This window comes from Streptomyces sp. NPDC007157 (assembly GCF_040634235.1).
GTDB lineage: Bacteria > Actinomycetota > Actinomycetes > Streptomycetales > Streptomycetaceae > Streptomyces.
Genome location: NZ_JBEYFE010000010.1, coordinates 116,684 through 140,859, shown reverse-complemented (window position 1 = coordinate 140,859; position 24,176 = coordinate 116,684). Strand labels below are relative to the sequence as shown.

At 72.6% G+C, this 24,176-nt stretch carries 23 protein-coding genes; 14 read left to right on the top strand and 9 right to left on the bottom strand.

Annotation, left to right across the window (positions count from 1 at the left end; genetic code table 11):
* Positions 1-98 precede the first annotated feature (98 nt).
* A complete protein-coding gene (locus ABZ642_RS20265; protein ID WP_360485526.1) occupies positions 99-761 on the bottom strand; it encodes a bifunctional DNA primase/polymerase in 663 nt (220 codons plus the stop codon).
* 274 nt (positions 762-1,035) lie between these two features.
* Here ABZ642_RS20265 and ABZ642_RS20260 point away from each other — a divergent pair, with 274 nt between their 5' ends.
* Entirely contained in the window at positions 1,036-2,421 is a 1,386-nt protein-coding gene (locus tag ABZ642_RS20260) for a transcriptional regulator (protein WP_360485523.1), read from the top strand.
* A gap of 201 nt (positions 2,422-2,622) precedes the next feature.
* Positions 2,623-4,275: a hypothetical protein gene (locus tag ABZ642_RS20255; RefSeq protein WP_360485520.1), complete on the top strand. Its 1,653-nt coding sequence runs from the start codon at positions 2,623-2,625 to the stop codon at positions 4,273-4,275.
* A gap of 62 nt (positions 4,276-4,337) precedes the next feature.
* Here ABZ642_RS20255 and ABZ642_RS20250 read toward each other — a convergent pair whose 3' ends face one another.
* Positions 4,338-5,642 carry an ABC transporter substrate-binding protein gene (locus tag ABZ642_RS20250; RefSeq protein WP_360485517.1) on the bottom strand — a complete coding sequence of 435 codons (1,305 nt, stop codon included), beginning with the start codon at positions 5,640-5,642 and terminating at the stop codon, positions 4,338-4,340.
* 117 nt (positions 5,643-5,759) lie between these two features.
* On the opposite strand from ABZ642_RS20250, the gene ABZ642_RS20245 reads away from it, so the two are divergent.
* Positions 5,760-6,260 carry a hypothetical protein gene (locus ABZ642_RS20245; protein WP_360485514.1) on the top strand — a complete coding sequence of 167 codons (501 nt, stop codon included), beginning with the start codon at positions 5,760-5,762 and terminating at the stop codon, positions 6,258-6,260.
* A 56-nt stretch (positions 6,261-6,316) separates the two neighbouring features.
* Complete coding sequence (gene purU, locus ABZ642_RS20240) at positions 6,317-7,201, top strand: formyltetrahydrofolate deformylase (protein ID WP_360485511.1); 885 nt, start codon at positions 6,317-6,319, stop codon at positions 7,199-7,201.
* A 182-nt stretch (positions 7,202-7,383) separates the two neighbouring features.
* On the opposite strand, the gene ABZ642_RS20235 is transcribed toward purU, so the two are convergent.
* Both ABZ642_RS20235 and ABZ642_RS20230 read right to left on the bottom strand, forming a co-directional pair.
* Complete coding sequence (locus ABZ642_RS20235) at positions 7,384-8,670, bottom strand: maleylpyruvate isomerase N-terminal domain-containing protein (protein WP_360485508.1); 1,287 nt, start codon at positions 8,668-8,670, stop codon at positions 7,384-7,386.
* Positions 8,667-9,245, bottom strand: a complete 579-nt coding sequence (locus tag ABZ642_RS20230) for a sigma-70 family RNA polymerase sigma factor (protein ID WP_360485506.1) — start codon at positions 9,243-9,245, stop codon at positions 8,667-8,669. The genes ABZ642_RS20235 and ABZ642_RS20230 overlap by 4 nt, the downstream gene beginning before the upstream one ends.
* Before the next feature lie 393 nt (positions 9,246-9,638).
* On the opposite strand from ABZ642_RS20230, the gene ABZ642_RS20225 reads away from it, so the two are divergent.
* Positions 9,639-10,013, top strand: coding sequence for an STAS domain-containing protein (locus tag ABZ642_RS20225; protein WP_360485504.1), 375 nt, complete (start codon positions 9,639-9,641; stop codon positions 10,011-10,013).
* Positions 10,014-10,216: 203 nt separating this feature from the next.
* The gene (locus tag ABZ642_RS20220; protein ID WP_360485501.1) at positions 10,217-10,729 is read left to right on the top strand and encodes an EF-hand domain-containing protein; all 513 of its coding nucleotides are present in this window, start codon (positions 10,217-10,219) and stop codon (positions 10,727-10,729) included.
* Here the strand turns inward: ABZ642_RS20220 and ABZ642_RS20215 are convergent.
* Positions 10,713-12,317 carry an AMP-binding protein gene (locus tag ABZ642_RS20215; protein ID WP_360485499.1) on the bottom strand — a complete coding sequence of 535 codons (1,605 nt, stop codon included), beginning with the start codon at positions 12,315-12,317 and terminating at the stop codon, positions 10,713-10,715. The two genes, ABZ642_RS20220 and ABZ642_RS20215, sit on opposite strands and share 17 nt — an antisense overlap.
* A 128-nt stretch (positions 12,318-12,445) precedes the next feature.
* Here ABZ642_RS20215 and ABZ642_RS20210 point away from each other — a divergent pair, with 128 nt between their 5' ends.
* The 4 genes from ABZ642_RS20210 to ABZ642_RS20195 all read left to right on the top strand — a co-directional run bounded on the left by ABZ642_RS20210 (position 12,446) and on the right by ABZ642_RS20195 (position 15,481).
* Entirely contained in the window at positions 12,446-13,576 is a 1,131-nt protein-coding gene (locus ABZ642_RS20210) for an acyl-CoA dehydrogenase family protein (RefSeq protein WP_360485496.1), read from the top strand.
* Between the two features lie 6 nt (positions 13,577-13,582).
* The gene (locus ABZ642_RS20205; RefSeq protein WP_360485494.1) at positions 13,583-14,452 is read left to right on the top strand and encodes an acyl-CoA dehydrogenase family protein; all 870 of its coding nucleotides are present in this window, start codon (positions 13,583-13,585) and stop codon (positions 14,450-14,452) included.
* A 396-nt stretch (positions 14,453-14,848) separates the two neighbouring features.
* Positions 14,849-14,986, top strand: a complete 138-nt coding sequence (locus ABZ642_RS20200) for a hypothetical protein (RefSeq protein WP_360485491.1) — start codon at positions 14,849-14,851, stop codon at positions 14,984-14,986.
* A gap of 18 nt (positions 14,987-15,004) precedes the next feature.
* On the top strand, positions 15,005-15,481 hold the full coding sequence (locus tag ABZ642_RS20195) for an ATP-binding protein (RefSeq protein ID WP_360485969.1): 477 nt from the start codon (positions 15,005-15,007) through the stop codon (positions 15,479-15,481).
* A 323-nt stretch (positions 15,482-15,804) separates the two neighbouring features.
* On the opposite strand, the gene ABZ642_RS20190 is transcribed toward ABZ642_RS20195, so the two are convergent.
* On the bottom strand, positions 15,805-16,731 hold the full coding sequence (locus ABZ642_RS20190) for a cyclase family protein (RefSeq protein WP_360485488.1): 927 nt from the start codon (positions 16,729-16,731) through the stop codon (positions 15,805-15,807).
* Positions 16,732-16,817: 86 nt separating this feature from the next.
* Here ABZ642_RS20190 and ABZ642_RS20185 point away from each other — a divergent pair, with 86 nt between their 5' ends.
* The 3 genes from ABZ642_RS20185 to ABZ642_RS20175 all read left to right on the top strand — a co-directional run bounded on the left by ABZ642_RS20185 (position 16,818) and on the right by ABZ642_RS20175 (position 20,194).
* Positions 16,818-17,732 (top strand): SDR family NAD(P)-dependent oxidoreductase, encoded by a 915-nt coding sequence (locus ABZ642_RS20185; protein WP_360485485.1) that lies wholly within the window; start codon positions 16,818-16,820, stop codon positions 17,730-17,732.
* 258 nt (positions 17,733-17,990) lie between these two features.
* Positions 17,991-19,145 carry an acyl-CoA dehydrogenase family protein gene (locus ABZ642_RS20180; protein ID WP_360485482.1) on the top strand — a complete coding sequence of 385 codons (1,155 nt, stop codon included), beginning with the start codon at positions 17,991-17,993 and terminating at the stop codon, positions 19,143-19,145.
* Entirely contained in the window at positions 19,145-20,194 is a 1,050-nt protein-coding gene (locus ABZ642_RS20175) for a Zn-dependent alcohol dehydrogenase (RefSeq protein ID WP_360485479.1), read from the top strand. The genes ABZ642_RS20180 and ABZ642_RS20175 overlap by 1 nt, the downstream gene beginning before the upstream one ends.
* A gap of 22 nt (positions 20,195-20,216) precedes the next feature.
* Here ABZ642_RS20175 and ABZ642_RS20170 read toward each other — a convergent pair whose 3' ends face one another.
* Positions 20,217-21,245, bottom strand: a complete 1,029-nt coding sequence (locus ABZ642_RS20170) for a helix-turn-helix domain-containing protein (protein ID WP_360485476.1) — start codon at positions 21,243-21,245, stop codon at positions 20,217-20,219.
* Between the two features lie 71 nt (positions 21,246-21,316).
* On the opposite strand from ABZ642_RS20170, the gene ABZ642_RS20165 reads away from it, so the two are divergent.
* Positions 21,317-22,630: an MFS transporter gene (locus ABZ642_RS20165; RefSeq protein ID WP_360485473.1), complete on the top strand. Its 1,314-nt coding sequence runs from the start codon at positions 21,317-21,319 to the stop codon at positions 22,628-22,630.
* Positions 22,631-22,640: 10 nt separating this feature from the next.
* Here the strand turns inward: ABZ642_RS20165 and ABZ642_RS20160 are convergent, their stop codons facing one another.
* Both ABZ642_RS20160 and ABZ642_RS20155 read right to left on the bottom strand, forming a co-directional pair.
* Positions 22,641-23,255 (bottom strand): flavin reductase family protein, encoded by a 615-nt coding sequence (locus ABZ642_RS20160; RefSeq protein ID WP_360485470.1) that lies wholly within the window; start codon positions 23,253-23,255, stop codon positions 22,641-22,643.
* 84 nt (positions 23,256-23,339) lie between these two features.
* Positions 23,340-24,176 (bottom strand): enoyl-CoA hydratase-related protein, encoded by an 837-nt coding sequence (locus tag ABZ642_RS20155; RefSeq protein ID WP_360485467.1) that lies wholly within the window; start codon positions 24,174-24,176, stop codon positions 23,340-23,342.

The following is a 24,176-nucleotide window of genomic DNA, read 5'->3' as shown; positions in this document are numbered from 1 at the left end:
CGCGAGTGAAGCGCCCCGTCAGGGGCGCGGGGAACAGCGCGAGCAACCACGCACCACCCGCACACGCCACCGCACCGCACCCGGCAGCCCAGTAGGCCCTACCGGTCCCGCCCGCACGCGTAGGCCAGCGCCGAGATCAGCTCCTCCGCGTCCGGCAGCCACCGGTTCGCCGGTGTCGGCCGGCAGGCCCACTGCACCGCACCCCGCGAGCCCAACCGCGTCGGCGGCGCCGGCACGTACGCGCCCTCACCCAGCGCCGTGAGGTCCAGCGACGCCGGCGCCCAGCCCAGCTTCCGTACCAGGTCCGGCACCTTCGCCGACCCGCCCGGCAGCACGAAGAACTGCATCCGGCGGTCGGGCGTGAGCGTCACCGGCCCGAGCGTCAGCTCCATCCGCTCCATCCGCGCCAGCGCCAGGAACCCGGCCGTCTCCGGGACGGACAACGCGTCGAAGGTCCGCCCCGTCGGCAGCAGGATCGACGCCGTCGGCTGCTTCTGCCACATCCGGCGCGCCACCGTCGCACTACCGGTGGCCTGCGACGCCCAGTCCGGGCGCGCCGCATGCGCGCCGGGCGCCGCGCACGCGACCTCCCCGCAGGAACAGCACTGCACCCCCTCGACCGCTTCCAGCCAGGTGCCGGGGAAGACGTCCCAGTGGCGCTCCTCGGCGTAGCGTACGGCGGTCTCCAGCAGCGATTCCCCGCGCTGCTTCGGAATCTGAGCGGCTTCGGGGCCGACGATCGTCTCTTCCACGTTCATCACAACTCCCGCACCCACCTGGAGTTACGGGCGTAGCGCGCGCGGGGGAGGAGCATCCTTTCCGCAACTGGGGCGCATGGATGCACGTGTGGGGGCGCGCAGGAGGAACCGGGGCGTGAGCGGGTAGTCACATGTGGGGGGTTGGCGGCGGTCGTACCCGCAATTCCGCTGCTTTTACCCGGCAATCCTCGCATGTCCCGCATTTTCGGTATGTCCGCTGGGCAGTGATCGTCAAGGCCGGATCTTTTCCCTACAGGGAGTTCGCAGGGGGTACGCCATGGCCGCAAGGCCGCTTGTCGCGCGGCAGCCGAACGAACGGTTGCAGGCGCTCATCCAGGAGGCGGGGTGCTCGAACGCCGGGCTCGCCCGCCGGGTCAACATGTGCGGCGCGGAGCACGGTCTCGACCTCCGGTACGACAAGACGTCCGTGGCCCGCTGGTTGCGCGGACAGCAGCCGCGAGGCCGCGCGCCCGCGATCATCGCCGAGGCGCTGGGGCGCAAGCTGGGCCGTACGGTCACGATCGACGAGATCGGCATGGCCAACGGCAAGAACCTCGCGTCGGGCGTCGGCCTCCAGTTCTCGCCGACGGTCCTGGGGGCCATCGAGCAGGTCTGCGAGCTGTGGCGCAGCGACGTGGGCCGCCGGGACTTCCTCTCCGGTTCCTCGGTCGCCGCGTCCGCGCTGGTCGAGCCCAGCCGGGACTGGCTGATCTCGGCGCCGGACGCGCAGGTGGCGCGGCAGGCCGGACCGCGCGTCGGGCCGTCGGACGTCGCGGCCGTGAAGGCCATGACACAGGCGCTCACCGACCTGGACCACCAGTACGGCAGCGGGCATGTGCGCCCGGTCGTCGTGCACTACCTCAACAGCGTGGTCTCCGGACTGCTCGCCGGGTCCTACCGGGAGTCCGTGGGGCGTGAGTTGTTCGCGGCCGTCGCCCGGCTCACCGAACTCGCCGGCTACATGGCCGTCGACACCGGGCAACCCGGACTCGCCCAGCGGTACTACATCCAGTCGCTGCGCCTGGCGCAGGCCGCCGGCGACCGCGGTTACGGCGGCTATGTGCTCGCCGCCTCCATGAGCCACCTCGCGGCGCAGCTCGGAAACCCGCGGGAGATCGCCCAGTTGGCGCGGGCGGCGCAGGAAGGGGCGCGCGGGCGCGTGACTCCGCGCGCGGAGGCCATGTTCTACGCGGCCGAGGCCCGTGGGCACGCGCTGCTGGGCGACGCGCGGTCGGCGCAGCTGGCGTCCGGGCGTGCGGTGTCGGCGATGGAGGCCGCCGATCCGAACTCCGGGGACGACCCGGCGTGGATCGCCCACTTCGACGAGGCCTATCTCGCCGACGAGTTGGCGCACTGCCACCGTGACCTGGGCCAGGCCGAGGCGGCCGCGAGGAGCGCGGAGCAGTCGCTGGCCGGGCACCCGGCGACGCGGGCGCGGCGCCGCGCGATCGGCTATGTGCTCCTCGCCACGGCGCAGGTGCAGCAGCGCGAGATCGAGCAGGCCTGTGCCACCGGGCTGAAGGCGGTGGAACTGCTCGAGACGGTCCGCTCCAACCGGGGCGCCGAGTACCTGGAGGACTTCCAGCAGCGCCTGGAGCCGTTCCGGGACGAACCGGTCGTCAGGGAGTTCGGCGCCCGTCTGGATCTGCAGGCGGCCGCATGAATTCATGCCCCGCGGATGCGTGAACGTGTGGGAAACCACACCTTGCCGTGCGAGAGGCGGCATATACAGCGCACCGCGGGGCGGTTTTGTTACTGCTGTCATAGGGAAGAAGATCGCGCCCTTGGCTGCGTGGCACCTTGCTGAGGGGACCCGGTAGCGTGAGCCGACGATTCACAAGGTCCCCCATTAGTAGGAGTCCCGGTGACGCAGAGTGGACAGGGCGAGCCCGCGCGCGAAGGCATCGTGCTGCCCTCCGACGGTGGCGAGCCGCTGCTGCCGGGCATGACGGGCGTTCCCGCCCCCCTGTCACAGCCGCCCGCCCCCGCCCCGGCGCCGACCACCGCGCCCTCCGAGGGCCAGGCCTGGGGACAGCCGTGGGGGCCCGGTCACCAGCAGGGCGCGCCGCAGCCCGAGCAGGGCTGGCCGCAGGCGGCCGGCCAGGAGTGGAACACCCAGGAGCCGGCGCCCGAGCTGCCGCCCGCCTGGAACGCCCAGTCGCACGCCGCGCAGTCCCAGGCCGCGCAGTCCCACACCGACCAGTACCGGTCCCCCGGCTCCGGCGCGGGCCCGCTCCCGCCGGAGGGGGCGCCCACCCCGTCGTACGGCGGCGGCTACGAGCAGTCGTACGGCTACGGCGCACAGCCCCAGCAGTCGTACGGCGCCCCGCTGCCCCAGGCCGGCGGCCAGGACCCCTACGGCGCCCCGGGTGCCGCGCTGCCGCCCGCCGTCCCGCACGGAGGCCACGGCGGGTACCCCGGTGCCCTGCCGTCCGCCGAGGAGGGCGCGACCCAGTACATACCGCCGGTGCCCGCCGCGCCGGTGGACGAGGGGGCCACGCAGTACATACCGCCGGTGGCGGCGGCTCCCGAGGGGGCCACCCAGCTGATACCGCCGATCGGCCCGGGTGCGCTGCCGCCGGAGAGGTCCCACGAGCAGACCACCTTCCTGGGCCGGCAGTCCGCGCCCGCCGCGCACTCCGACGCCGAGGCCACGCAGTACATACCGCCGTACCAGGCCGGTGCCGAGCAGGGCGGCGACCGGCAGCCGCCCGCCGAGTTCGACAACCTCTTCCGCAGCGGGCCGGGCGGCGAGCCCCCGGCCGCGTCCACGGCCCAGCTGCCGCGCTTCCAGCAGCCCCCGCCGGGCTTCCAGCAGCAGCCGGCGTACACCCCGCCCCCGTCGTCGTACGACCACGACCGTGACGGTGACGGCGGTGGCCGCGGCGGTCGTGGCCGGTCGAAGGTGCCGGTGATCGCGGCCGTCGGGATCGGGATCGCCGTCCTCGGGATCGGGGCCGGTGCCCTGTTCAGCGGGGGCGGCGGGGACTCGAACGACGACAGCAAGACGGTCGCCGCGTCCGCGTCCGCCGGCTCCGGGACCTCGTCGGCCGCGGCCGACGAGGGGAAGGCGCAGGCCGCCGCCCTGGACAAGCTGCTCGCCGACAGCGGCAGCAGCCGGGCCGCGGTGATCAGTGCCGTGGCCAATGTGAAGCAGTGCAAGGACCTGGACGGCTCCGCCTCCGACCTGCGCAATGCCGCCACGCAGCGGGCCGCGCTGGTCACCCGGCTGTCGAAGCTGTCCGTCGACAAGCTGCCGGGCAACGCCGAGCTGACCACCGCCCTCACCAAGGCCTGGCAGGCCTCCGCGAACGCCGACAACCACTACGCGGCCTGGGCCGACCAGACCAAGGGCAAACACGGCTGCCGCAAGGGCCAGGCCCGCGCCACCGGCCAGACCGCGGCCGGCAACCAGGAGAGCGGCACCGCCAGCTCCCAGAAGGTGAAGGCGGCCGCGCTGTGGAACACGATCGCGAGCAAGTACGGGCTGACCCAGCGGCAGCCGACCCAGCTGTGACAGCCGGCCGGCGGTAGGAGTCGGTCAGCGGGCCGGCCGGATCAGCCTGCCGGCCCGGCTGGTCAGGTGAGGTTCGCGTTCTCCAGGATCTTGGTCATGTCCAGCGCGTTCTTGTTCGCCGACTGGAGCAGGCCGCCCTTGACCGTCTGGACGTTCACGTCGGTGTTGACCAGCCGGGAGAAGCCGGCCGCGGACAGCTTGCCCTGGTAGGGCCAGGACAGCGACGGGGTGAGGCCGCCGGTGGAGACCTTCAGGCCGTCGTTGAGGGTGCGGCGCACACTGTCGGCGCTGACGTCGCCGGTGCCGATCTTCTTCAGGGCGGCGATCAGGACCTGGTAGGCGATCCAGGTCGTCTGCACCCCGGCGTCGGCCGGGTCGATCCGGTTGTCGCCGAAGGCCTCCTTGCTGATGACCTTCTTCATCGGGTCCCAGCGCGCGTCCGAGGCCACCGGGTACCAGCCGGTGATGTACGACCCCTCGTACGGGCCGGACGCGCCGCCGGTGGAGTTGATCACCGTCTGGTCGACGCTGCCGACCTCGGCGGCCGTCTTCACCTTCGGGTAGTCCTGGCGGGCCCGCTGGAAGTTGTCCATGAAGGTGGCCGTGCGGTCACCGAGCTCGGGCACCACACAGCCCGTCTTCAGCGAGTCCGAGGTGGCGCTCTCCAGCGCCTTCTGCGACTGCTTGTCGTACTCGGTGAGGTCCTCGGCCGCGAGCTGGTCGTTCGACCTGGCGTGGCTGCCGGCCTGCAGGCCCGAGTCGAGCAGCTGGGGCAGCTGGTCGCCGGCGATGGTGTCCGGGCGGACCAGGGTGACCGGGCCGCACTTGTCGGCCAGCGCCTCCCCGAGCCCGGACAGCAGGGTGAGCTGGCCGCCGTTGACCGGGTAGGAGACGGGGCTCGTGAACTCCTCGTTCGACGCCCCGTAGCCGCCTATGTAGGGGATGGCGGCCCCTTCCAGCGCGGCGAAGTAGGAGTCGCCGAACTGGCTGTAGGAGCCGACGACGGCGACGACGTTCTCGTCGGCCGCCTTCTGGGCGCAGTTCGCGGCGCCCACGGTGGAGTTGTGGTCGTTGCAGGTGACCAGCTTGAGATCGTGGCCGCCGACGCCGCCCTGGGAGTTGACCCAGCGGACGATGGCCGACGCCATGGCGGGCATGCCGGGCTTGTTGGTGGCGCCGGTCTTCTGCGGCGCCCAGGTCATCACCTTGATCTCGTCGCCCCCCGAGCCCGACAGGCCCGGGACGACCCCGCAGCCGGCGGCGAGTGACGCACAGGCCGTCATGGCCACCGCGGACAGCGCGGTGGCTCTGACGCGCCGGTGGGTCGTGGGGAGGACGGTGCTGAATATGGGACGCCTGCCGGTCATGGACACGCACGATTCCGTCACATCACTAACCTCCGAGTGACCCACGGTCAATGAGAGGTGACACGCAGGTGAATTGCGGGGGCCGGTGACGGGCGTGTGACGAGGAACGTACGATCGATGACCGTGCAAGGTTCGGAGAACTCTTCCCGTCGCGGCCGTCGCTCCTCCACCATGGGCGGCATGCCACTCAATGACATGCCGTGGTGGCGCTGGCGCAGCAATGTGCGCTCCGCGCTGCACATGCTCTCCGACCCGGAGTTCCAGCGGAACGTCTGGCTGGCCGGCCAGGAGGGATACGGCGACGTGACCGACGCGGTCTACCGGCTGGTCGAGGACACCTGGCTGGACAACTGGTCCGCGGAGAAATACGTCGGGACGATATTCCGCGACTCGCAGGAGGCGGCGCTCGTCGACACCGCCGTCCTGCGGGTGCTGCGGATCATGCACCAGGTCGGGCCGGACGCGCCGGTCTCCGCGTACCTGGACCACGAGGCGTGGCCGGACGCGATCCGGGCGGCCCGGGACGCGCACACGCGCCTGGCGGCGAGTGACGGCGACGACCCGGACATCCCGCCGCGCAGCCTTGAAGTGCTGCGGATCATGACGCGGACGGCGTGAGTCCGCGAAGCGGACGCTGAGCGCCCGGGGCGGCCGGGCATGAGATTCTGTGGTGCATGACCGATCAGTCCACCCGAGCCCAGGCCGCCCTGGCCGACCAGTACGTCCTCACCCTCTCCTGCCCGGACAAGCAGGGCATCGTGCACGCCGTGTCGAGCTACCTGTTCATGACCGGCTGCAACATCGAGGACAGCCAGCAGTTCGGGGACCACGACACGGGTCTGTTCTTCATGCGCGTGCACTTCTCGGCCGAGGAGCCGGTGACGGTCGACAAGCTGCGGGCCAGCTTCGCGGCGGTCGGTGACTCCTTCCACATGGACTGGCAGATCAACCGGGCCGACGAGCGGATGCGCGTCGTCCTCATGGTCAGCAAGTTCGGGCACTGCCTGAACGACCTGCTCTTCCGCGCGCGGATCGGCGCGTTGCCGGTGGACATCGTCGCGGTGGTCTCGAACCACACCGAATTCGCGGAGCTGGTGGAGTCCTACCACGTCCCCTTCCGCCACATTCCGGTGACGAAGGAGACGAAGGCCGACGCGGAGGCCCAGCTCCTCGAGCTGGTCCGCGAGGAGAACGTCGAACTGGTGGTCCTGGCCCGGTACATGCAGGTCCTCTCGGACGAGCTGTGCAAGCAGCTCAGCGGCCGGATCATCAACATCCACCACTCGTTCCTGCCGAGCTTCAAGGGCGCGAAGCCCTACCACCAGGCGCATGCGCGGGGCGTCAAGCTGATCGGGGCGACGGCGCACTACGTCACGGCGGACCTCGACGAGGGGCCGATCATCGAGCAGGAGGTCGAGCGGGTGGGCCACGGCGTCACCCCGGACCAGCTGGTCGCGATCGGGCGGGACGTGGAGTGCCAGGCGCTGGCGCGGGCGGTGAAGTGGCACGCGGAGCGCCGCATCCTGCTCAACGGCCGGCGAACGGTCGTCTTCGCCTGACCGTTCCTCTCGCCTGAGGGGCGGGGTGGTGCGGTCGTTCGGCGGCCGCCGGTGCGTGGGGGCCGTTCGCGCAGTTCCCCGCGCCCCTGGAAAAGACGGGGCTGCGCCCCGCTTTTAGGGGCGCGGGGAACTGCGCGACCAGCCACGAACCACCGGCGGCCGCCGTACGACCGCACCAGCCCCTACATCCGGCTCAGGCTCGCCGTCGCGAACAGGACATCTCTGATCGCCGCCCGGTCTCCCAGTTGCCCCGCCGCCGCATCCTCCGGAGGAACGTGGCCCGCGGCCAGCCGGCAGAACTCCACGTCGTCCAGCGCCACATGCGCCACCTCGAACTCCTCCGAGCCCACCGCCCCCGGCGAGTCCAGCGGGATCAGCCACTCGCCGCCCCCGGTGCCCTCGATCTCCAGCCGCAGGCTGCGGCCGGGCTGTCCCGCAGGGACCAGGTGCGGGGTCGGCCCGGGCGCCGCCAGTCCCGCCTGCCGGCGCGCCGCCAGCGCGGCGGGCAGCATCCGCGCCGCGAGGTCGATCATCCGGTGCAGGTACCGCGGGGCCGGCGGCCCGTAGGGGTAGTCCACGGCCACCGCGATGTCCTCCGCGTGCACCCAGCACTCGAAGGCACGGTCCAGCATCGCGTCGTGCAACGGCAGCGCGAAGTCGCCGTACGACACCCCGAGGCGCCCGGCGCCGCTGCCGGTGAAGGAGACGGTCTGCACGAGCCGGTGGCTCTGCTCCCGCCAGGGAATCCGCAGCGCACGGGTCGGCGGGAAGTGCGAGGCCTGCCAGAAGGCCTCGGTGCGGGCCGAGGGGCCCTGCGCGGGCGCCTCTCCCAGGGGGTCGTCCAGGCCGAGTGCGACGGCCACCAGGCCGTCGACGGACAGCAGGTGCGCGATGACCCCGGCGACCGTCGTACGGCGGCTCGTCGGCGCCGCGCCGTCGAACCAGCGCAGCCGTACCGGCGCGTGCCACTCCGCGTCGCCGATGTCCTGGAGCAGGGCGTCCAGGCGGGCGGTCTCGGCGTCGTAGGGTGCCGCCCACTCGGGGATCGGGATGCGCGGCGGCCGGCGGTCCAGGCAGGCCTCCAGGACGCGGGTGCGCAGACCGGGGTCGAGGTCCAGGCTCTCCGGCTGGTGCAGCAGGCCGACCGCCTCGCGCAGCCGCCGTGCCTCGTCCGCGCAGGCCCCGCAGTCGCCGAGGTGGATCTCGACGGCGAGGGCCTCCGCCGTCGAGCAGGCGGCCAGCGCCCAGGCACCCAGCAGCGACTTCAGGACGTCGTGCGGCAACTCCAGCGGTACCGGCGGCAGGTCGCCGAGTTCGGGCAGCGGACGGCCGCCGTCCTCGACGGAGGCCCGGGGCAGCGGGACGCGCGGCGGCCCGCCCGGCTCGCCGCCGCCCTCCCGCGGCGCGTCACCGGCCCCGCCGCCGGAGCCCGTGCCGTCGTGCGCGTCGAACGGATCGGCGCCGGTCACACCGCACCTCCGTACCCGGGCGGTCTCCCGGCGTCATGGGCGGTGGAGAGCAGCAGCAGCCCGAGGCGCAGCCGGCGGCGGGCCTCGTCCTCGGTGACGCCGAGGTCCACCGCGGTCTGGCGGTAGTCACGTCGCTGGAAGTAGGCGAGGTCCAGGGCGGCGCGCAGCGGGGTCGGCATGGAGTGCACGATGTAGTCCGCGCGGGCGGCGACGGAGGCGCGCCGCACCTTGCGCTCCAGTTCCTCCGTGGCCTCCGCGCCGGTGTCGCCCGGGGTGAGCGCGGCGGTCTCGGTGGCCCTGAGGCGCTGCACGGCGAGCCGGTGGGTCAGCGCGGCGACCCAGGAGCGCAGCGGGCCCTGCCTGGGGTCGTAGGCGTCCGGATGCTCCCAGACATGGGCGAAGACCTCGCGGGTTATGGAGTCGGCGGCCCGCTCGTCCCCGAGGACGCGGTGGGCCAGGCCGTGCACGAGCGAGGCGAAGCGGTCGTAGAGCTCGCCGAGGGCGGCGGCCTCGCCGCGCGCGAGCCGCTGCTGCATCTTGCGGTCCCAGCGGGGCGGTACGTCCTTCTTCGCCATGCGGCCCCCTCCCCGTGCCTGCGTCCAGCGTGTCTCCACCGTCTCCTCGAATGTAGTCGGCACGTCGGACAACGCACGCCCCTTTGTGGCAATGCGCGCCCCCTGAGGGCCCGCGAGTGGTAGGGGCCCTTCGGTGTTCCTCCGTGCGCTTCTCCGTGCGCTGGTCAGTGCGCCCCTTCGGGGGCTTCCGCGGTGTCACAGTCAGGTTCGGGCGAACCTCCGCTTCTGATCGAACAGGATCGCCGGTGACCGAAACAAGACCCTTGCTGATCGTCGCTCGTTTGTCATCCAGGGTTTCGGGGAACGGCCGCTGGGCAGCCGCGCGAAAAGAAGCGAAGGAACTGGCTCCGTTTCCGGGCGGTTCCGGAGATCCGGCGAGCGAAGGGCTGAGCCGTGGCTTTCAAGGTGACCGACGTCGAACAGGGTGAGTGGGCCGTGCTCGGGGTGTCGGGCGAACTGGATCTGGTGACCTCGCCGGCGCTGCGCCAGCGGGTGCACGACGCGGTGGCCGACGGCCATCACAGCCTGGTCCTCGACCTCTCCGACGTCTTCTTCTGCGACTCCAGCGGGGTCGGGGTCCTCATCGCCGCCCGCCGCCTGATCCGCTCCTGCCGGGGCCGGCTGCGGCTGATTCTGCCCGCGCAGGGCGCGAGTGACGGTTCTCACGTCAACCGGGTCCTCGGTGCCCTCGGCGTACGACGGCTGTTCGACGTGTACCCCGACATGGACAGCGCGGTCAGCGACGAGGAGGGCCCGCTCTCGGCATAGCGGGCCCGCGCCCTCCAGAGCCGGTGGGCCGGCGGGCGCGACGCGCCCTCATAGCCGAGAATCACGGCAGTGCCACATTGTTGTCGCAGAATTCCCCCGGTCTTGGCACAAGGGTCGTTTTCCCGCTCCCGGGCCGCAGCCCGCGTCGTACGCTCCCTGCGAGAGGAACCCCCCCCACGTCACGTAAGGCGGCCCGAACACACATGGTCAGCACCGAGTACGAGCGACGGATCGCCGCCCGGTTCGCAACCTTCGACCAGGACGGCAACGGCTGGATCGACCGCGAGGACTTCAACTCGGCGGCCAAGGCACTGCTCGCCGAGTTCGGCGTCCCCGCCCGCTCCGACAAGGGCCAGGCCCTGTACGCCGGCGCGGAGGGCTTCTGGCAGGGCATGGCCGGCATGGCGGACCGGGACGGCGACCAGCGCATCACCCGCGAGGAGTTCGTGAGCGGCGCGGTCAAGCGGCTGCACGACAACCCCGACCGGTTCGGCGAGATCGCCCGGCCCTTCCTGCACGCGGCCCTCGCCCTCGCGGACACCGCGAACGACGGCACGGCGACCGTCGCCGACACCGTGCGCGTGCTCCGCGTCCTCGGGGTCCCCCCGGAGATCGCCCATGCGGTGGCGTCCGGCCTCGACATCGACGGCGACGGGAAGGTCGCGGAGGCGGAGATCGTCCCGGCGTTCGCCCGCTACTTCACGATCCCGGAGTAGTACTCCCCGGTGCGGAGGCCCCGGGGTCCGTGGCGGGCGCCGAGAAGCGCTCGCGCAGCTTGTACTTGAGCACCTTGCGCAGGGTCTCGTTGCGCGGGAGGGCGTCCACCACCTCCAGCCGCTCCGGCAGCTTGTGCACCGACAGCCCTTCCGCGCGCAGGTGGGCCACCAGCTCCGGGAGCGTCAACGCGGCGCTCCCCGGGGGCTGTTCGACCACCGCGCACACCAGCTCCCCGCGCTCCGCGTCCGGCAGCCCCACCACCGCCGCGTCGCCCACCGCCGGATGCGTGGCGAGCAGGTCCTCGATCTCCTTCGCCGAGATGTTCTCGCCCTTGCGGATGATCACGTCCTTGAGGCGCCCGGTGAGGACGAGATGACCGCTTTCGGTCAACTGCCCGAGGTCGCCGGTCCGCAGGAACCCGTCCCCGTCGAAGGCCTCGGCGGTCTGCGCCGGATCCAGGTACCCCTGGCACACCGCCTCTCCGCGCAACCGCACCTCACCACCCTCGGCGACCCGTATCTCCATCCCCTCCGGGGGCCTGCCCTCGGTCGTCGCCAGGTTCTCCGCCGTGTCGTCCGGCGCCCCCATCGTGATCATCGGCACCTCGGTCATGCCGTACCCGTGCGTCAGCTGCACCCCCATCTCGCGCACCACCGCGTGGTACACCTCCGGCGGCTTGGGCGCCCCGCCGCCGGCCAGCAGCCGCAGCGAGGGGATCACCGGCACCCCCGGCTGCCTGCGCTGCTCCGCCAGGAACATCGAGTAGAACGCCGTCGAGCCGCCCGCCACCGTCACCCCGTGCCTGCGGTACTCCGGAAGTGCGTCCGGCAGCGCGAACTGCTCGAACATGACCGCCGGGAAGCCGTACAGCAGCAGCATCACCGTGTAGTCGGGGCCCGCGATGTGCGCGTAGGGGAACGCCATCGAGCCCACGTCGGCCGCCGTGAGCCGCAACGCGTGCGCCAGGCACGAACCGCCGGCGATCAGTGAACGGTCCGTGTGGAGAACGCCCTTGGGGTCCGAGGTGGTTCCCGAGGTCCAGTAGATCCACCGGACGGAGGTGCCCTCGGCGGGCGGGGCGGGCAGCACGGCCGGATCGCCGTCGGGCAGCGCGTCGTACGCCTCGAAGATCCCCTTCGCGCCCAGCCGCCGGGCCATCTCCGTGTGGTCGAAGCCGCGCCACACGCCCGGTACGGCGAAGAACTCGGCCCGGGACTCGCGCAGTGCGAAGCCGACCTCGCGGTCCCGGTAGAAGGGGATGACGGGGCTCTGCACGGCGCCCAGGCGGGCCAGCGCGAAGGACAGGACCGCCGTCTCGATGCGGGTGGGCAGCTGCCAGGCGACGACCGTGCCGGGGCGCACGCCCATGGCGTACAGTCCGGCCGCCGCGCGTTCGGCACGCGCGCGCAGGTCGCCGAAGGACAGGGTGCGGTCGCCCTGGAGGAACACCGGTCGGCCGGGGGTGAGTTCGGCGCGGCGGGCGACCAGGTCCCAGAGCGTGCGGGAGACGCCCAGCTCGCGCGCGACGGCGTTCACCTCGTCTGCGACGGCGTTCGCGTGGTGTGCGGTGGCTTTCGTTTCGTCCATGGCCGAGCCCCCTGGCACCGGTAGCTGACGAGTCGTCAGATCGTAGGTCCTGGCACCTTGTCGGTCCAGGGGTGCGGGGCTAGCCTGCGAGATCTGACGAACCATCAGCTCCGTGGGGGTGTCTGCCGGTGGATCTGTCGTACACGCCCGAGGAGGAGGACTTCCGGGCGCGGCTGCGGGAGTGGCTCGCCAAGGTGCTCCCCGGCCTGCCGCCGAAGCCGCGGCCCGAGGACTGGCCGGGCCGCCGCGCCTACGACCTCGGCTGGCAGCGGACGCTGTACGACGCCGGGTACGCCGACGTCCACTGGGACGCGTCCCCCACCGTGCGGCTGATCTTCCTGGAGGAGACCGAGAGGGCCGGCGCGCCCTATGTGGGCGCCAACTTCGTGGGCCTGCTGCACGCGGGCCCGACCATCGCCGCCGAGGGCACCGGGGAGCAGCGGGCGCGCTGGCTGGCGCCGATCCTGCACGGGGACGAGGTGTGGTGCCAGGGCTTCAGCGAACCCGGCGCCGGCTCCGACCTGGCGGCGCTGCGCACGCGCGCGTGGCGCGACGGGGACGACTACGTGGTGAGCGGCTCCAAGATCTGGACCTCGCACGCGGAGGTCGCCGACTGGTGCGAACTGCTGGTGCGCACGGACCCGGAGGCGCCCCGGCACCAGGGCATCAGCTGGCTGGCCATGCCCATGACGGCGCCGGGCATCACCGTACGGCCGCTGCGCACGCTCGCCGGGTCCGCCGAGTTCGCCGAGGTGTTCCTCGACGAGGTGCGGGTGCCCGTGGCCAACCGGGTGGGCGCCGAGAACGACGGCTGGCGCGTCACCATGGTGACCCTCTCCTTCGAGCGCGGCACCGCCTTCGTCGGCGAGGTCGTCGCCTGCCGCCGGGTGCTCGGCGACCTCGCGCGCGTGGCGCGCGCGAACGGCACCTGGGACGACCCGGAGCTGCGGCGCCGCCTCGGCCGGCTGAACGCCGAGTTCCGGGCGCTGTGGCGGCTGACCCAGTGGAACGTCAGCGAGGCGGAGGGCAGGGGGGTGCCCGGCGTCGGCGGCTCGGTCTTCAAACTGCGCTACTCGCACGCCCGGCAGGAGCTGTACGACGCGGCCGCCGCCGTGCTCGGCCCGGACGCCCTCGACCTGGACCGGCCGTGGGTCCTCGACCGGCTCTCCTCCCTCTCGTACACCATCGCGGCCGGGACCTCGCAGATCCAGCGGAACATCGTGGCCGAGCGGATCCTCGGGCTGCCGAAGGGGCGGTGAACCGGCGTGCGCTTCCAACTGAGCGACGACCAGCGGGCGTTGCGGGACGGGATGCGGGAGCTGCTCGCACGCCGGTTCGACGGCGAGGCGCTGCGGGCGGCCGTCGGCGCGCCCGCCCTGGACCGGGGGCTGTGGCGGGAGCTGGGGGCGGCCGGGTTCTTCGCGCTGCGGCTGCCGGAGGCGGACGGCGGGGTCGGACTCGGGCTGCCCGAGGCGGTGTTGGTCTTCGAGGAGGCGGGCCGGGCCCTGCTGCCCGGCCCGCTGGCGGCCACCCACCTCGCGGCGGCCGAGGTGCCCGGCGCGGCCACCGGGGAGGCCGTGGTGGCCCGTGTGGACGGCGGCCTGGTGGAGTGGCTGGCCGAGGCCGATGTCGTCCGGGGGGACGCGTCAGGGGCCGTACCGCTGCGTTCCGTGGACCCGCTCACGCCCCTGCACCGGGTGCCGGGGGCGGCGGCCGCGGTACCCGACCCGGTCGCCGTGCTCCTCACCGCCGCGGAGCAGCTCGGCACCGCCACGCGCGCGTGCGAGCTCGCCGTGCAACACGCCCGGACCCGCGAACAGTTCGGACGGCCGATCGGGGCCTTCCAGGCGGTCAAGCATCTGTGCGCCGAGATGCTGGTGCGCGCCGAGACCGCGCGTGCGGCCGTCTACGCGGCCGCCGTGACCGCCGACCCGGTGGACATCGCGGCGGCCCGGCTGCTCGCCGACGAGGCCGCCGTGCGTGGCGCCCGGGACTGCCTCCAGGTGCACGGCGGGATGGGCTTCACCTGGGAGGCGGAGGTGCATCTGCACGTGAAGAGAGCCTGGGTGCGGGCGCAGCGTCGTGGAGGGAACACGGAGAGTGAGGAGATGCTCGCTGCCGAGCTGCTCGGGTGAGCGTTCGAAACGGCTCTGGGCTGCGGAGTCAGGGGTCCGGACGGCGGCGTGTCGCGGATCGTGGCATACCGGTGTCACGGAGCGTTGATATCGGGTTGTGTCCAACGCGTGACTCGTCACGGCCTGGAGTCGGGTCTCCCCTCGGGTACCTTCTGTGGGATGCGAGTGGTTCCGAGGACGAGCCATGCCGGCGGTGCCGTCGAAGCGGCCCCGCGGCTCATGGTGCGTACCGCCGCTCGCAGGGCGGTAAGGGCTTGCGCCCCCGCCTGTTCGACTCCCCGCAGCGAGCGTCGCACAGTATGCCGTACGCGTACTCCTTCGCGTTGGAATATGCCCGAAGCGCTTGTTGGGGTGACTGTACGTCAACCATGCTGTCTCGTAAGGGAATCACGTTCCGTGACCCTTGCTCTGGCCGTTGTTCTGGCCATGCAGAAAATGGCTACGATCGTGGCCCTCGTCGTCCTTGTCGTCGCGGTCCTGGTCGTGGCGCTCGCTCGGCGCGGGTTCATGTGTCCGCCGGTTCGGATGGTGTGAGCGGTGCAGGTGCTTCAAGTGCAGCTGGAGATCCGGCCCGACCCCGCGGAGGTGGGACGGGCCAGGAGGTGGGCGCGCTCGCGCCTCGCCGGGTCCGGTATAGCGGCGGACGAGCCGCTGGCCGAGACGCTGATCCTGCTCGTCTCCGAGCTGGTCACCAATGCCGTGGTGCACACGGGCTGTCCGGCCGTGCTGCGGCTCTCGCTGCCGGGCGCTGACCGCGGGGGTGCCGAGGAGTCGGTCACCGTGCGGCTGGAGGTCGCCGACACCAGTGACCGAGCGCCCGTACCGCGGTGCGTCGACAGCGACGCGACCGGCGGCCGGGGTCTTGCCCTCGTCGACGGGCTGGCCGACCGTTGGGGCTGGAGCCCCGAAGGGGCCGGCAAGCGCATCTGGTGCGAACTCGACCGGTGTTCGGAACCCCGGCAGGGCGCGGCGGTGGCGTACGGAGGCGGGCTGGCCTCGTTCGAGGGGCTGGCGTTCGAGGCGGTGTGATCCCGGTGTGCGGTGATGCGCCGGGGAATGCATCTGTGCGCGCCCATCATGAACCGGGGCATAACTCCTAAAACCGCGAACGGGTGTTGACGCCTTGTGACCGTGTGCTCACGCTTGAGGTCTGCGATTCGCCGCGAGGGGACGGCGAGGGGCCTGTCGGCGGACGCCCTCGTCGAGCGTGGGTCGAGTCGGACGGCGGTGTGCGGGACCGGGCTCGGGGCGGGCCGGTGCGCGCGGCCGTTCGGATTCCGGGGGGAATGGGGGAAGGGCGGTGTCACGCCGGTCTCGGCGTGACACCGACCTCGGGTGGCGGCGCGCGGACCTCAGAGCACGGCCACGGGGGCGACCGGCGTGCCCGTCGCCCCGACGAACGGCTCCGGCATCGCGGACAGCAGGAACGCGTACCGTCCGGTTTCTCCACAGGCTGTGGACAACTTTTCGAGATTCCAGTTCTGGCCCTGGAGCATCCCCATCTCCACCAGGTCCAGGGCGTGCACGGGCAGCCACAGGTCCTCGATCTCGGGCGGGAAGATCTCGAACGTCAGGGTGTCGTTGGCGACGGCGGCCACATCGCGCGCGTGGAACCACTCCGGGGTGCGCACCGACAGCCCCGGCGACGGATAGCCGTACCCGTGCTTGTCCCCGGCGAGGTACACCTGCACCTGCCCGGTCCGCACCAGCACGATGTCGCCGGCGCGGACCGTGGTCCCGGCCAGCTCCTCGGCCGCTTCGAGGTCCTCGGGCGTGACCGCGTGGCCGCCCGCCAGCCGGTCCACGCCACGCGCGCGGGCCACGTCCAGCAGCACCCCGCGCGAGACGATGTGCCGCGCCTTGTCGATGCCGCCGAACTCGGCACCGCCGTGCGGGGTCACGGTGTGTGCCGGCCGGCCGTTGTACACCTTCCCCGAGTGTGAGACATGGGTGAGCGCGTCCCAGTGGGTGCCGGCCTGCAGGCCCATGGTCACCGCGTCGTCGCTGCAGGCGACCGTCCCCGGGCCGAAGAGCTCCTGGTTGATCTGCACCATGACGTGCAGGGGGTTGACCCGCCCCGGGATCATGCCGGTCTGTACGCCGTCCTGCCGGAGCGGCAGGGCGAGCGGGACGCGGCGGCCGGTCCGGACGGTCGCCACCGCCTCCCGCACCACCTCGTCGGTGATCAGGTTCAGCGTGCCGATCTCGTCGTCGGCCCCCCAGCGGCCCCAGTTGTTGACGCGCTTGGCGATGTCGTGGAACTCGGCAGGCAGTGACATCTGGGTCCTCCCCGGGGCTTGTGTCCGCGCATCCGACGCGCCATAAAATCTAACGGTCCGTCAGAAACCGCGGGAAGGGGCCGGACGTGGGGAACTTCTTGGCAGGCAAGGTCGTCGCCGTGACGGGTGCGGGGCGCGGGATCGGACGGGCGGTCGCGCTGGCGGCGGCGGCCGAAGGGGCGAAGGTCGTCGTCAACGACTACGGCGTCTCGGTCGACGGCGGATCGCCCACCAGCGAGATCGCCGAGGCCGTCGTCAAGGAGATCGAGGCGGCCGGCGGGGAAGCGGTCGCGGTCGCCGACGACATCTCCACCATGGCGGGCGGCCGGCGCGTCGTGGACACGGCGCTGTCGTCGTACGGCCGGCTCGACGGGGTCGTGTGCGTGGCCGGGATCCTGCGCGAGCGGATGCTGTTCAACATGTCCGAGGAGGAGTGGGACCCGGTGGTCGCCACCCACCTGAAGGGCACGTTCACGGTGTTCCGGGCGGCGTCGGCGGTGATGCGCGCCCAGCGCGCCGGCACGCTGATCGGCTTCACCAGCGGCAACCACCAGGGCTCGGTCTCGCAGGCCAACTACAGCGCGGCCAAGGGCGGGATCATCTCGCTGGTGCGCAGCGCCGCGCTGGGCCTGCACAAGTACGGGGTGACCGCGAACGCGGTGGCGCCGGTGGCCCGGACCCGGATGTCGGCGGGGGTGCCGACGGAACTGACCGAGATCGGCGAACCGGAGGACGTCGCGGCGTTCGTGGTCTACCTGCTGTCGGACGCGGCGCGGGAGGCGGACATCACCGGGCAGGTGTACACGGTGGCCGGGCCGAAGATCGCGGTCTGGGCCCAGCCGAGGGAGTTGCGCGCCGCGTACGCCCCGGAAGGGCCCTGGACGCCGGAGCGGATCGCCGAGTTCCTGCCGGGGAGCGTGGGGGTGGACCCGATGCCGATGCTGGCACGCCTGACGGCGATGGAGTCCGCCGCGCGGGCCGGGGAGCGGCCGAACGCCTGAAGGGGGTGGGATGCGGTGGGTTGTGCGCGTGCGGCGCCGTCGTGGTTGCTCGCCCCGTTCCCCGCGCCCCCGGGTCGGCTGTCCGCACCGGCGTTCACGGTACCCGCCCGCCCGGGCCGCCGATCAGCTCACCCGTTTCCGCGCTCCATGCACCCTGCCGGCCCCTGACTTCTCTCCGCCGCGACGGCGATCGGCCAAGACGGCGGTGTCCGGCGGTTCCCGTACGGCCGTAGTCCCGACGCTTTTCTGGAGGTCACCGTGGAGTTCGGCTTCGCGCCGGAGGACGACGCGTTTCGCCGCGAAGTCCGTGCCTGGCTCGACACGCACGTCACAGCCGACGCGGACCGGTGCGGCTGGGAGCGCACGCTCGGGGCCGCCGGATGGATCGGGCTCGGGTGGGCGGAGGGCGGGTACGGGAACCGGACCGCCACGCTCACCCAGCAGGTCGCCTGGGCCGAGGAGTACGCCCGGTCGGGCGCGCCCCCGCGCTCCGGGCACATCGGGGAGAACCTGCTCGCCCCGACGCTCATCGCCCACGGAAGCGGTGAGCAGAAGGCACGCTTCCTGCCTGCCGTCGCCGCCGGCGAGGAACTGTGGTGCCAGGGATACAGCGAGCCCGGTGCCGGTTCCGACCTCGCCGGCGTGCGGACCGCGGCCGTACGCGAGGCGGACGGCTACCGCGTCACCGGGCAGAAGATCTGGACCTCGCTCGCGCACGAGGCCGACTGGTGTTTCGTGCTCGCGCGGACCGAGCCCGGCTCGCGCCGCCACCACGGACTGAGCTTCCTGCTCGTGCCCATGGATCAGCCGGGCCGGATAGAGGTCCGCCCCATCCGCCAGATGACCGGCACCAGCGACTTCAACGAGGTCTTCTTCGACGGGGCGCACGCGCGCGTGGAGCATGTCGTCGGCGGCGAGGGCAACGGCTGGCGCGTGGCCATGAGCCTGCTCGGCTTCGAGCGCGGGGTGTCCACCCTCGCCCAGCAGATCGGGTTCGCCGAGGAACTGGGACGGGTGGTGCGGGACGCCGAGGCGACCGGCGCCGCCGACGACCCCGTCGTACGGGCGCGGCTCGTGCGGCAGTGGGCCGAGCTGCGGGTCATGCGCTGGAACGCCCTGCGCACGCTCGGCGGTTCGGCCGCCGAGCCCGGCGCGCCCAGCGTGGCCAAGCTGCTGTGGGCCGGCTGGCACCAGCGGCTCGGGGAGCTCGCCGTGCTGGTGCGGGGCGCCGGCGCGAGCGTCGGCCCGGCCGACTGGTCGGCCGCGGCGCCGTACGAACTGGACGCCGCCCAGCACCTGTTCCTCTTCTCCCGGGCCGACACCGTCTACGGCGGCTCGGACCAGGTGCAGCGCACGATCATCGCCGAGCGCGTGCTCGGTCTGCCGAGGGAACCGAAGGGGGTCGAGTCGTGATGCGTGGAGTGGTGTTCGACGGGACACAGGTGCAGGTCGTCGACGATCTGGACGTACGGGAGCCGGGGGCCGGGGAGGTGCTGGTCTCCGTCGCGGCGGCCGGGCTGTGCCACAGCGATCTGTCCGTGGTGGACGGGACCATACCCTTCCCCGTTCCTGTGGTGCTCGGACATGAGGGTGCCGGGGTGGTGGAGGCGATCGGTGTGGGGGTCAGCCATGTCGCGCCCGGGGACCATGTCGCGCTGTCCACCCTCGCCAACTGCGGTGCCTGCGCCGACTGCGACCGTGGGCGGCCCACCATGTGCCGCAAGGCCATAGGGCGGCCGCAGAAGCCGTTCACGCGCGGCGGCCGGGCCGTCCACCAGTTCGCGTCCAACTCGGCCTTCGCGGAACGGACGGTCGTCAAGGCCGTGCAGGCGGTACGGATCCCGAAGGACATCCCGCTGACCTCGGCCGCCCTCATCGGCTGCGCCGTACTGACCGGGGTGGGCGCCGTACTGAACCGCGCCCGCGTCGACCGCGGCGACACCGTGCTGGTCATCGGCACCGGCGGGATCGGGCTCAACGTCATCCAGGGCGCCCGGATCGCGGGAGCGCTGCGGATCGTGGCCGTGGACGCCAACCCGGCCAAGGAGGAGGTGGCCCGGCAGTTCGGCGCGACCGACTTCCTGACCTCGACGGACGGCGTCAAGGACCTGCTGCCGACCGGGGTGGACCACGCGTTCGAGTGCGTCGGCCGGGTCGAACTGGTCCGGCAGGCCGTCGACCTCCTGGACCGGCACGGCCAGGCCGTCCTCCTCGGCACACCCGCCGCCACCGCCGAGGCGTCCTTCGTCGTCGCCTCGATGTTCCTCGACAAGTCCATCCTCGGCTGCCGCTACGGCTCCTCCCGCCCCCAGCGGGACATCGCCCTGTACGCCGAGCTGTACCGCCAGGGGCGCCTGATGCTCGACGAACTGGTCACCGCCACCTACCCGGTGGAGGACTTCGAGAAGGCCCGCGCCGACGCGGAGGCGGGACGGGTGGCACGGGGGGTGCTCACGTTCTAGCGAACCGGGGCGGGCCGGGAGGTCAGTGCCGGACGCCGACGACGGCGGGGCGCCGGGCCTCGCCGGGGCCGGACCGGAAGGTCCGGCGGTAGGCGGTCGGGGTGACGCCGAGCGCTGCCTGCAGGTGCTGGCGCATCGACTGCGCCGTGCCGAAGCCGGCATCCCGGGCCACCTGGTCCATCGAGAGCTCGGTGGACTCCAGGAGGTGCCGGGCGCGTTCGACGCGCTGCTGGGTGAGCCACTGGCCGGGGCTGATGCCGGTCTCCTCGCGGAAGCGGCGCGTGAAGGTCCGTACCGACATGGCCTCCTGCTCGGCCATGTCCCGCAGCTGGAGGGGCTCGTGCAGCCGGGCGAGGGCCCAGGCGCGGGCGGCCGTGGTGCCGGCGACCTGCGGGTCGGGGACCGGGCGGTGGATGTACTGGGCCTGGCCGCCGTCCCGGTGCGGGGGCACGACCGTACGGCGGGCCACCTCGTTGGCGACGGCGGTGCCGTGGTCGCGGCGGACCATGTGCAGGCACAGGTCGATGCCGGCCGCCACTCCGGCGGAGGTCAGCACGTCCCCGTCGTCGATGAACAGGACGTCCGCGTCCACCTTGACCCGCGGGAACAGCCGCTGGAGATGGTCGGCTTCGGCCCAGTGCGTGGTCGCCGGGCGGCCGTCCAGGTAACCGGCGGCGGCCAGCACGTAGACGCCGGTGCAGATGGAGGCGAGCCGGGTGCCGGGGCGGACGCGGGCGAGGGCCGCGGCCAGTTCGGGGGTGAGGACGCCTTGCTCGAAGACCGGGCCCAGCTCGTACGATGCCGGGATGACCACCGTGTCCGCGGTGGCCAGCGCCTCCGGGCCGTTCGGCACGTGGACCGCGAAGTCGGCGTCGGTCTCGACCGGCCCCGGCGGCCGGACCGAGCAGGTCACGACCTCGTACAGGTGCCGTCCCCGCGCGTCCTTGGGCCGGCCGAAGATGCGGTGCGGGATGCCCAGCTCGAAGGGGAGCAGACCGTCCAGGGCGAGGACGACGACTCGGTGCGGGCGGAACCCGGGGCCACTGCTCATGGCCCGATCCTAGCGAATACTGTCCTCCGGGCCACTCGATGGAGTGAATCCGCTGGCCGAAGCTTTATGGCGTGACCCAGACAAGCGAAGCCGCATCCGCCCTCGCCGAGGACTCGAAGCCGACCCGCTCGCCGCGTATCAACCGTGCCTGGTTCGTCGCCGCCGTCACCTTCGTCACGATCATCGGCGCGGCGGCCTTCCGCTCCCTGCCCGGTCTGCTCATCGACCCCCTGCACCAGGAGTTCGGCTGGTCGCGCGGCACGATCGGCGCGGCCGTCTCCGTCAACCTCGCGCTGTACGGGCTCACCGCGCCGTTCGCGGCCGCTCTGATGGATCGTTTCGGCATCCGCCGGGTGGTGGCCGTGGCCTTGACCGTGATCGCGGTCGGCTCGGGCCTGACCGTGTGGATGACGGCGGCCTGGCAACTGCTGCTGTGCTGGGGTCTGCTGGTCGGCCTGGGCTCCGGCTCGATGGCCCTCGCCTTCGCCGCCACGGTCACCAACCGCTGGTTCACCACGCGGCGCGGCCTGGTCAGCGGCATCCTCACCGCCGGCTCCGCCTCCGGCCAGCTGATCTTCCTGCCGCTGCTGTCCTGGATGGTCGAGCGGTACGACTGGCGCCCGGCCGCCGTCACCGTCGCCCTCGCCGCCCTCGCGGTCGTGCCCTTCGTCTGGCTGCTGCTGCGCGACCACCCGGCCGACGTGGGCCTGAAGCCGTACGGCGCGGTGGACTTCGTACCGAAGCCGGCGCCGGTCACCGGAGCCGCGCGCCGGACGGTCGGGGTGCTGCTCTCCGCCGTCCGCACCGGGCCCTTCTGGCTGCTCGCCGGCACCTTCGCGATCTGCGGGGCCTCCACCAACGGCCTGGTCCAGACCCACTTCGTGCCCGCCGCCCACGACCACGGCCTGCCGGTCACCACCGCGGCCTCGCTGCTCGCGGTCATCGGCGTCTTCGACGTCGTCGGCACGATCGCCTCCGGCTGGTTCACCGACCGCTTCGAACCCCGCCGGCTGCTCGCCGTCTACTACGCCCTGCGCGGCCTCTCCTTGCTCTTCCTGCCGATGCTGCTGGGCCCCGCCATCCACCCCCCGATGATCTTCTTCATCGTCTTCTACGGCCTCGACTGGGTGGCCACCGTCCCGCCCACCCTGGCCCTGTGCCGGGAGTACTACGGCGAGGACAGCGCCATCGTCTTCGGCTGGGTCCTCGCCTCCCACCAGATCGGCGCGGCCCTCGTCGCCTTCCTCGGCGGTGTCGCCCGCGACGCCTTCGGCACCTACGACATGGTCTGGTACGCCTCCGGAGCGCTGTGCGCGGCGGCGGCCCTGATGGCCCTGGTGATCCGGCGCCGGCCGGCGGCCGTGGTGCCCGCCCTGGCCGTCTAGCGGGAGACCTCTAGCCGTCCGCTCCGAGCCCGGTGAACCGCCCCCGGTGGAACACCAGCGGTCCGTCGGGGGACTCGGCCGCGCCCAGCGCGTTCACCCGCCCCACCACGATCAGGTGGTCGCCGCCCGTGTGGACGGCGTGGATCGCGCAGTCGATCCAGGCGGCGGCGCCGGTCAGGCGGGGCGCGCCCGACACCGGGGCCGTGTCGTGGGCGACCCCCGCGAACTTGTCCGCGCCGCTCACCGCGAAGGCGCGGCACAGCTCGCCCTGGCCCGCGCCGAGGACGTTGACGCAGAAGACGCCCGCGCGGGCGATGCGCGGCCAGGTGGCCGACGTGCGGCCGACCATGAAACAGACCAGGGGCGGGTCGAGGGAGAGGGAGGAGAAGGACTGGCAGGCGAAACCGGCGGGGGCGGGTTCGCCCTCGGCTGCCGGTGCGGTGACAACGGTCACCCCGGTCGCGAAGTTACCCAGCACGCGCCGGAACTCCGCCGGGTCGACCGGCGCCCGCTCGTCGGCCCGCACGCACCGCAACTCCGGGCGCGGCAAGGCTTCCAGGGGCCCCGGCGCGGGGGCCGACCTGAGGTAGCGGACGGCGGCCGCGGCCGCCCCTGCGTGTCCCATCACACCTTCATTGAAGCTGACGGAGCGTCAGATGGGAAGTCCGGTGCCGGATGCCGTACGACCGCTTCGTGCCGGAGGCCGGCCTCACCGGCCCCGGAACTCCGGGCTTCTGCGCTCCACGAAGGCCCGCAGCCCCTCCTGGGCGTCCCGCGTCGTCATGTTGATCTCCTGGGCGGCGGACTCGGCCGCGAAGGCCGCTGCCCGGTCGCTGTCCAGGGACGCGTTGACCAGCTGCTTGGTCAGGGCGAGGGTGCGGGTCGGACCGGCGGCGAGCCGGGCGGCCCAGTCCCGCGCCGTCTTGGCCAACTCCTCGTCCGGCACCACCCGGTTGACCAGGCCGAGGCGCTCGGCCTCCGGGGCGGAGAGGGCGTCGCCGAAGAACATCAGCTCCTTGGCGCGGTGCGGGCCGACCAGGCGGGGCAGGAGATAGGCGCCGCCGCCGTCGGGGACCAGGGCGCGGCGGACGAACACCTCGATGAACCGGGCGGATTCGGCGGCCAGGACCAGGTCGCAGGCGAGCGCGAGATGGGCGCCCAGACCCGCGGCGGTGCCGTTGACCGCCGCGATCACCGGCTTCTCGCAGTCGAGGACGGCGGCGACCAGACGCTGGGCGCCGAGCCGGATGGTGCGGGCCACGTCGCCGGGGAGGCGCTCGGCCGGGGCGCCGCCGCGCAGGTCGGCGCCCGCGCAGAATCCCCGGCCGGTTCCGGTGATGACCACGGCCCGTACCGAGGGGTCCGCGGAGGCTTCGGAAAGCAGGTGGATGATGCGTTCCCGCTGGTCAGGGGTGATGGCGTTGAGGGCCTCGGGGCGGTTGAGGGTGATCTGTGCGACCTGATTGTCAGTGGCGTGCAGTACCAATGACTCAACGGAAATTTCCGGTTCGTCGCTCTTTGCGGTCTCACGGGGGGAATGGGGCAT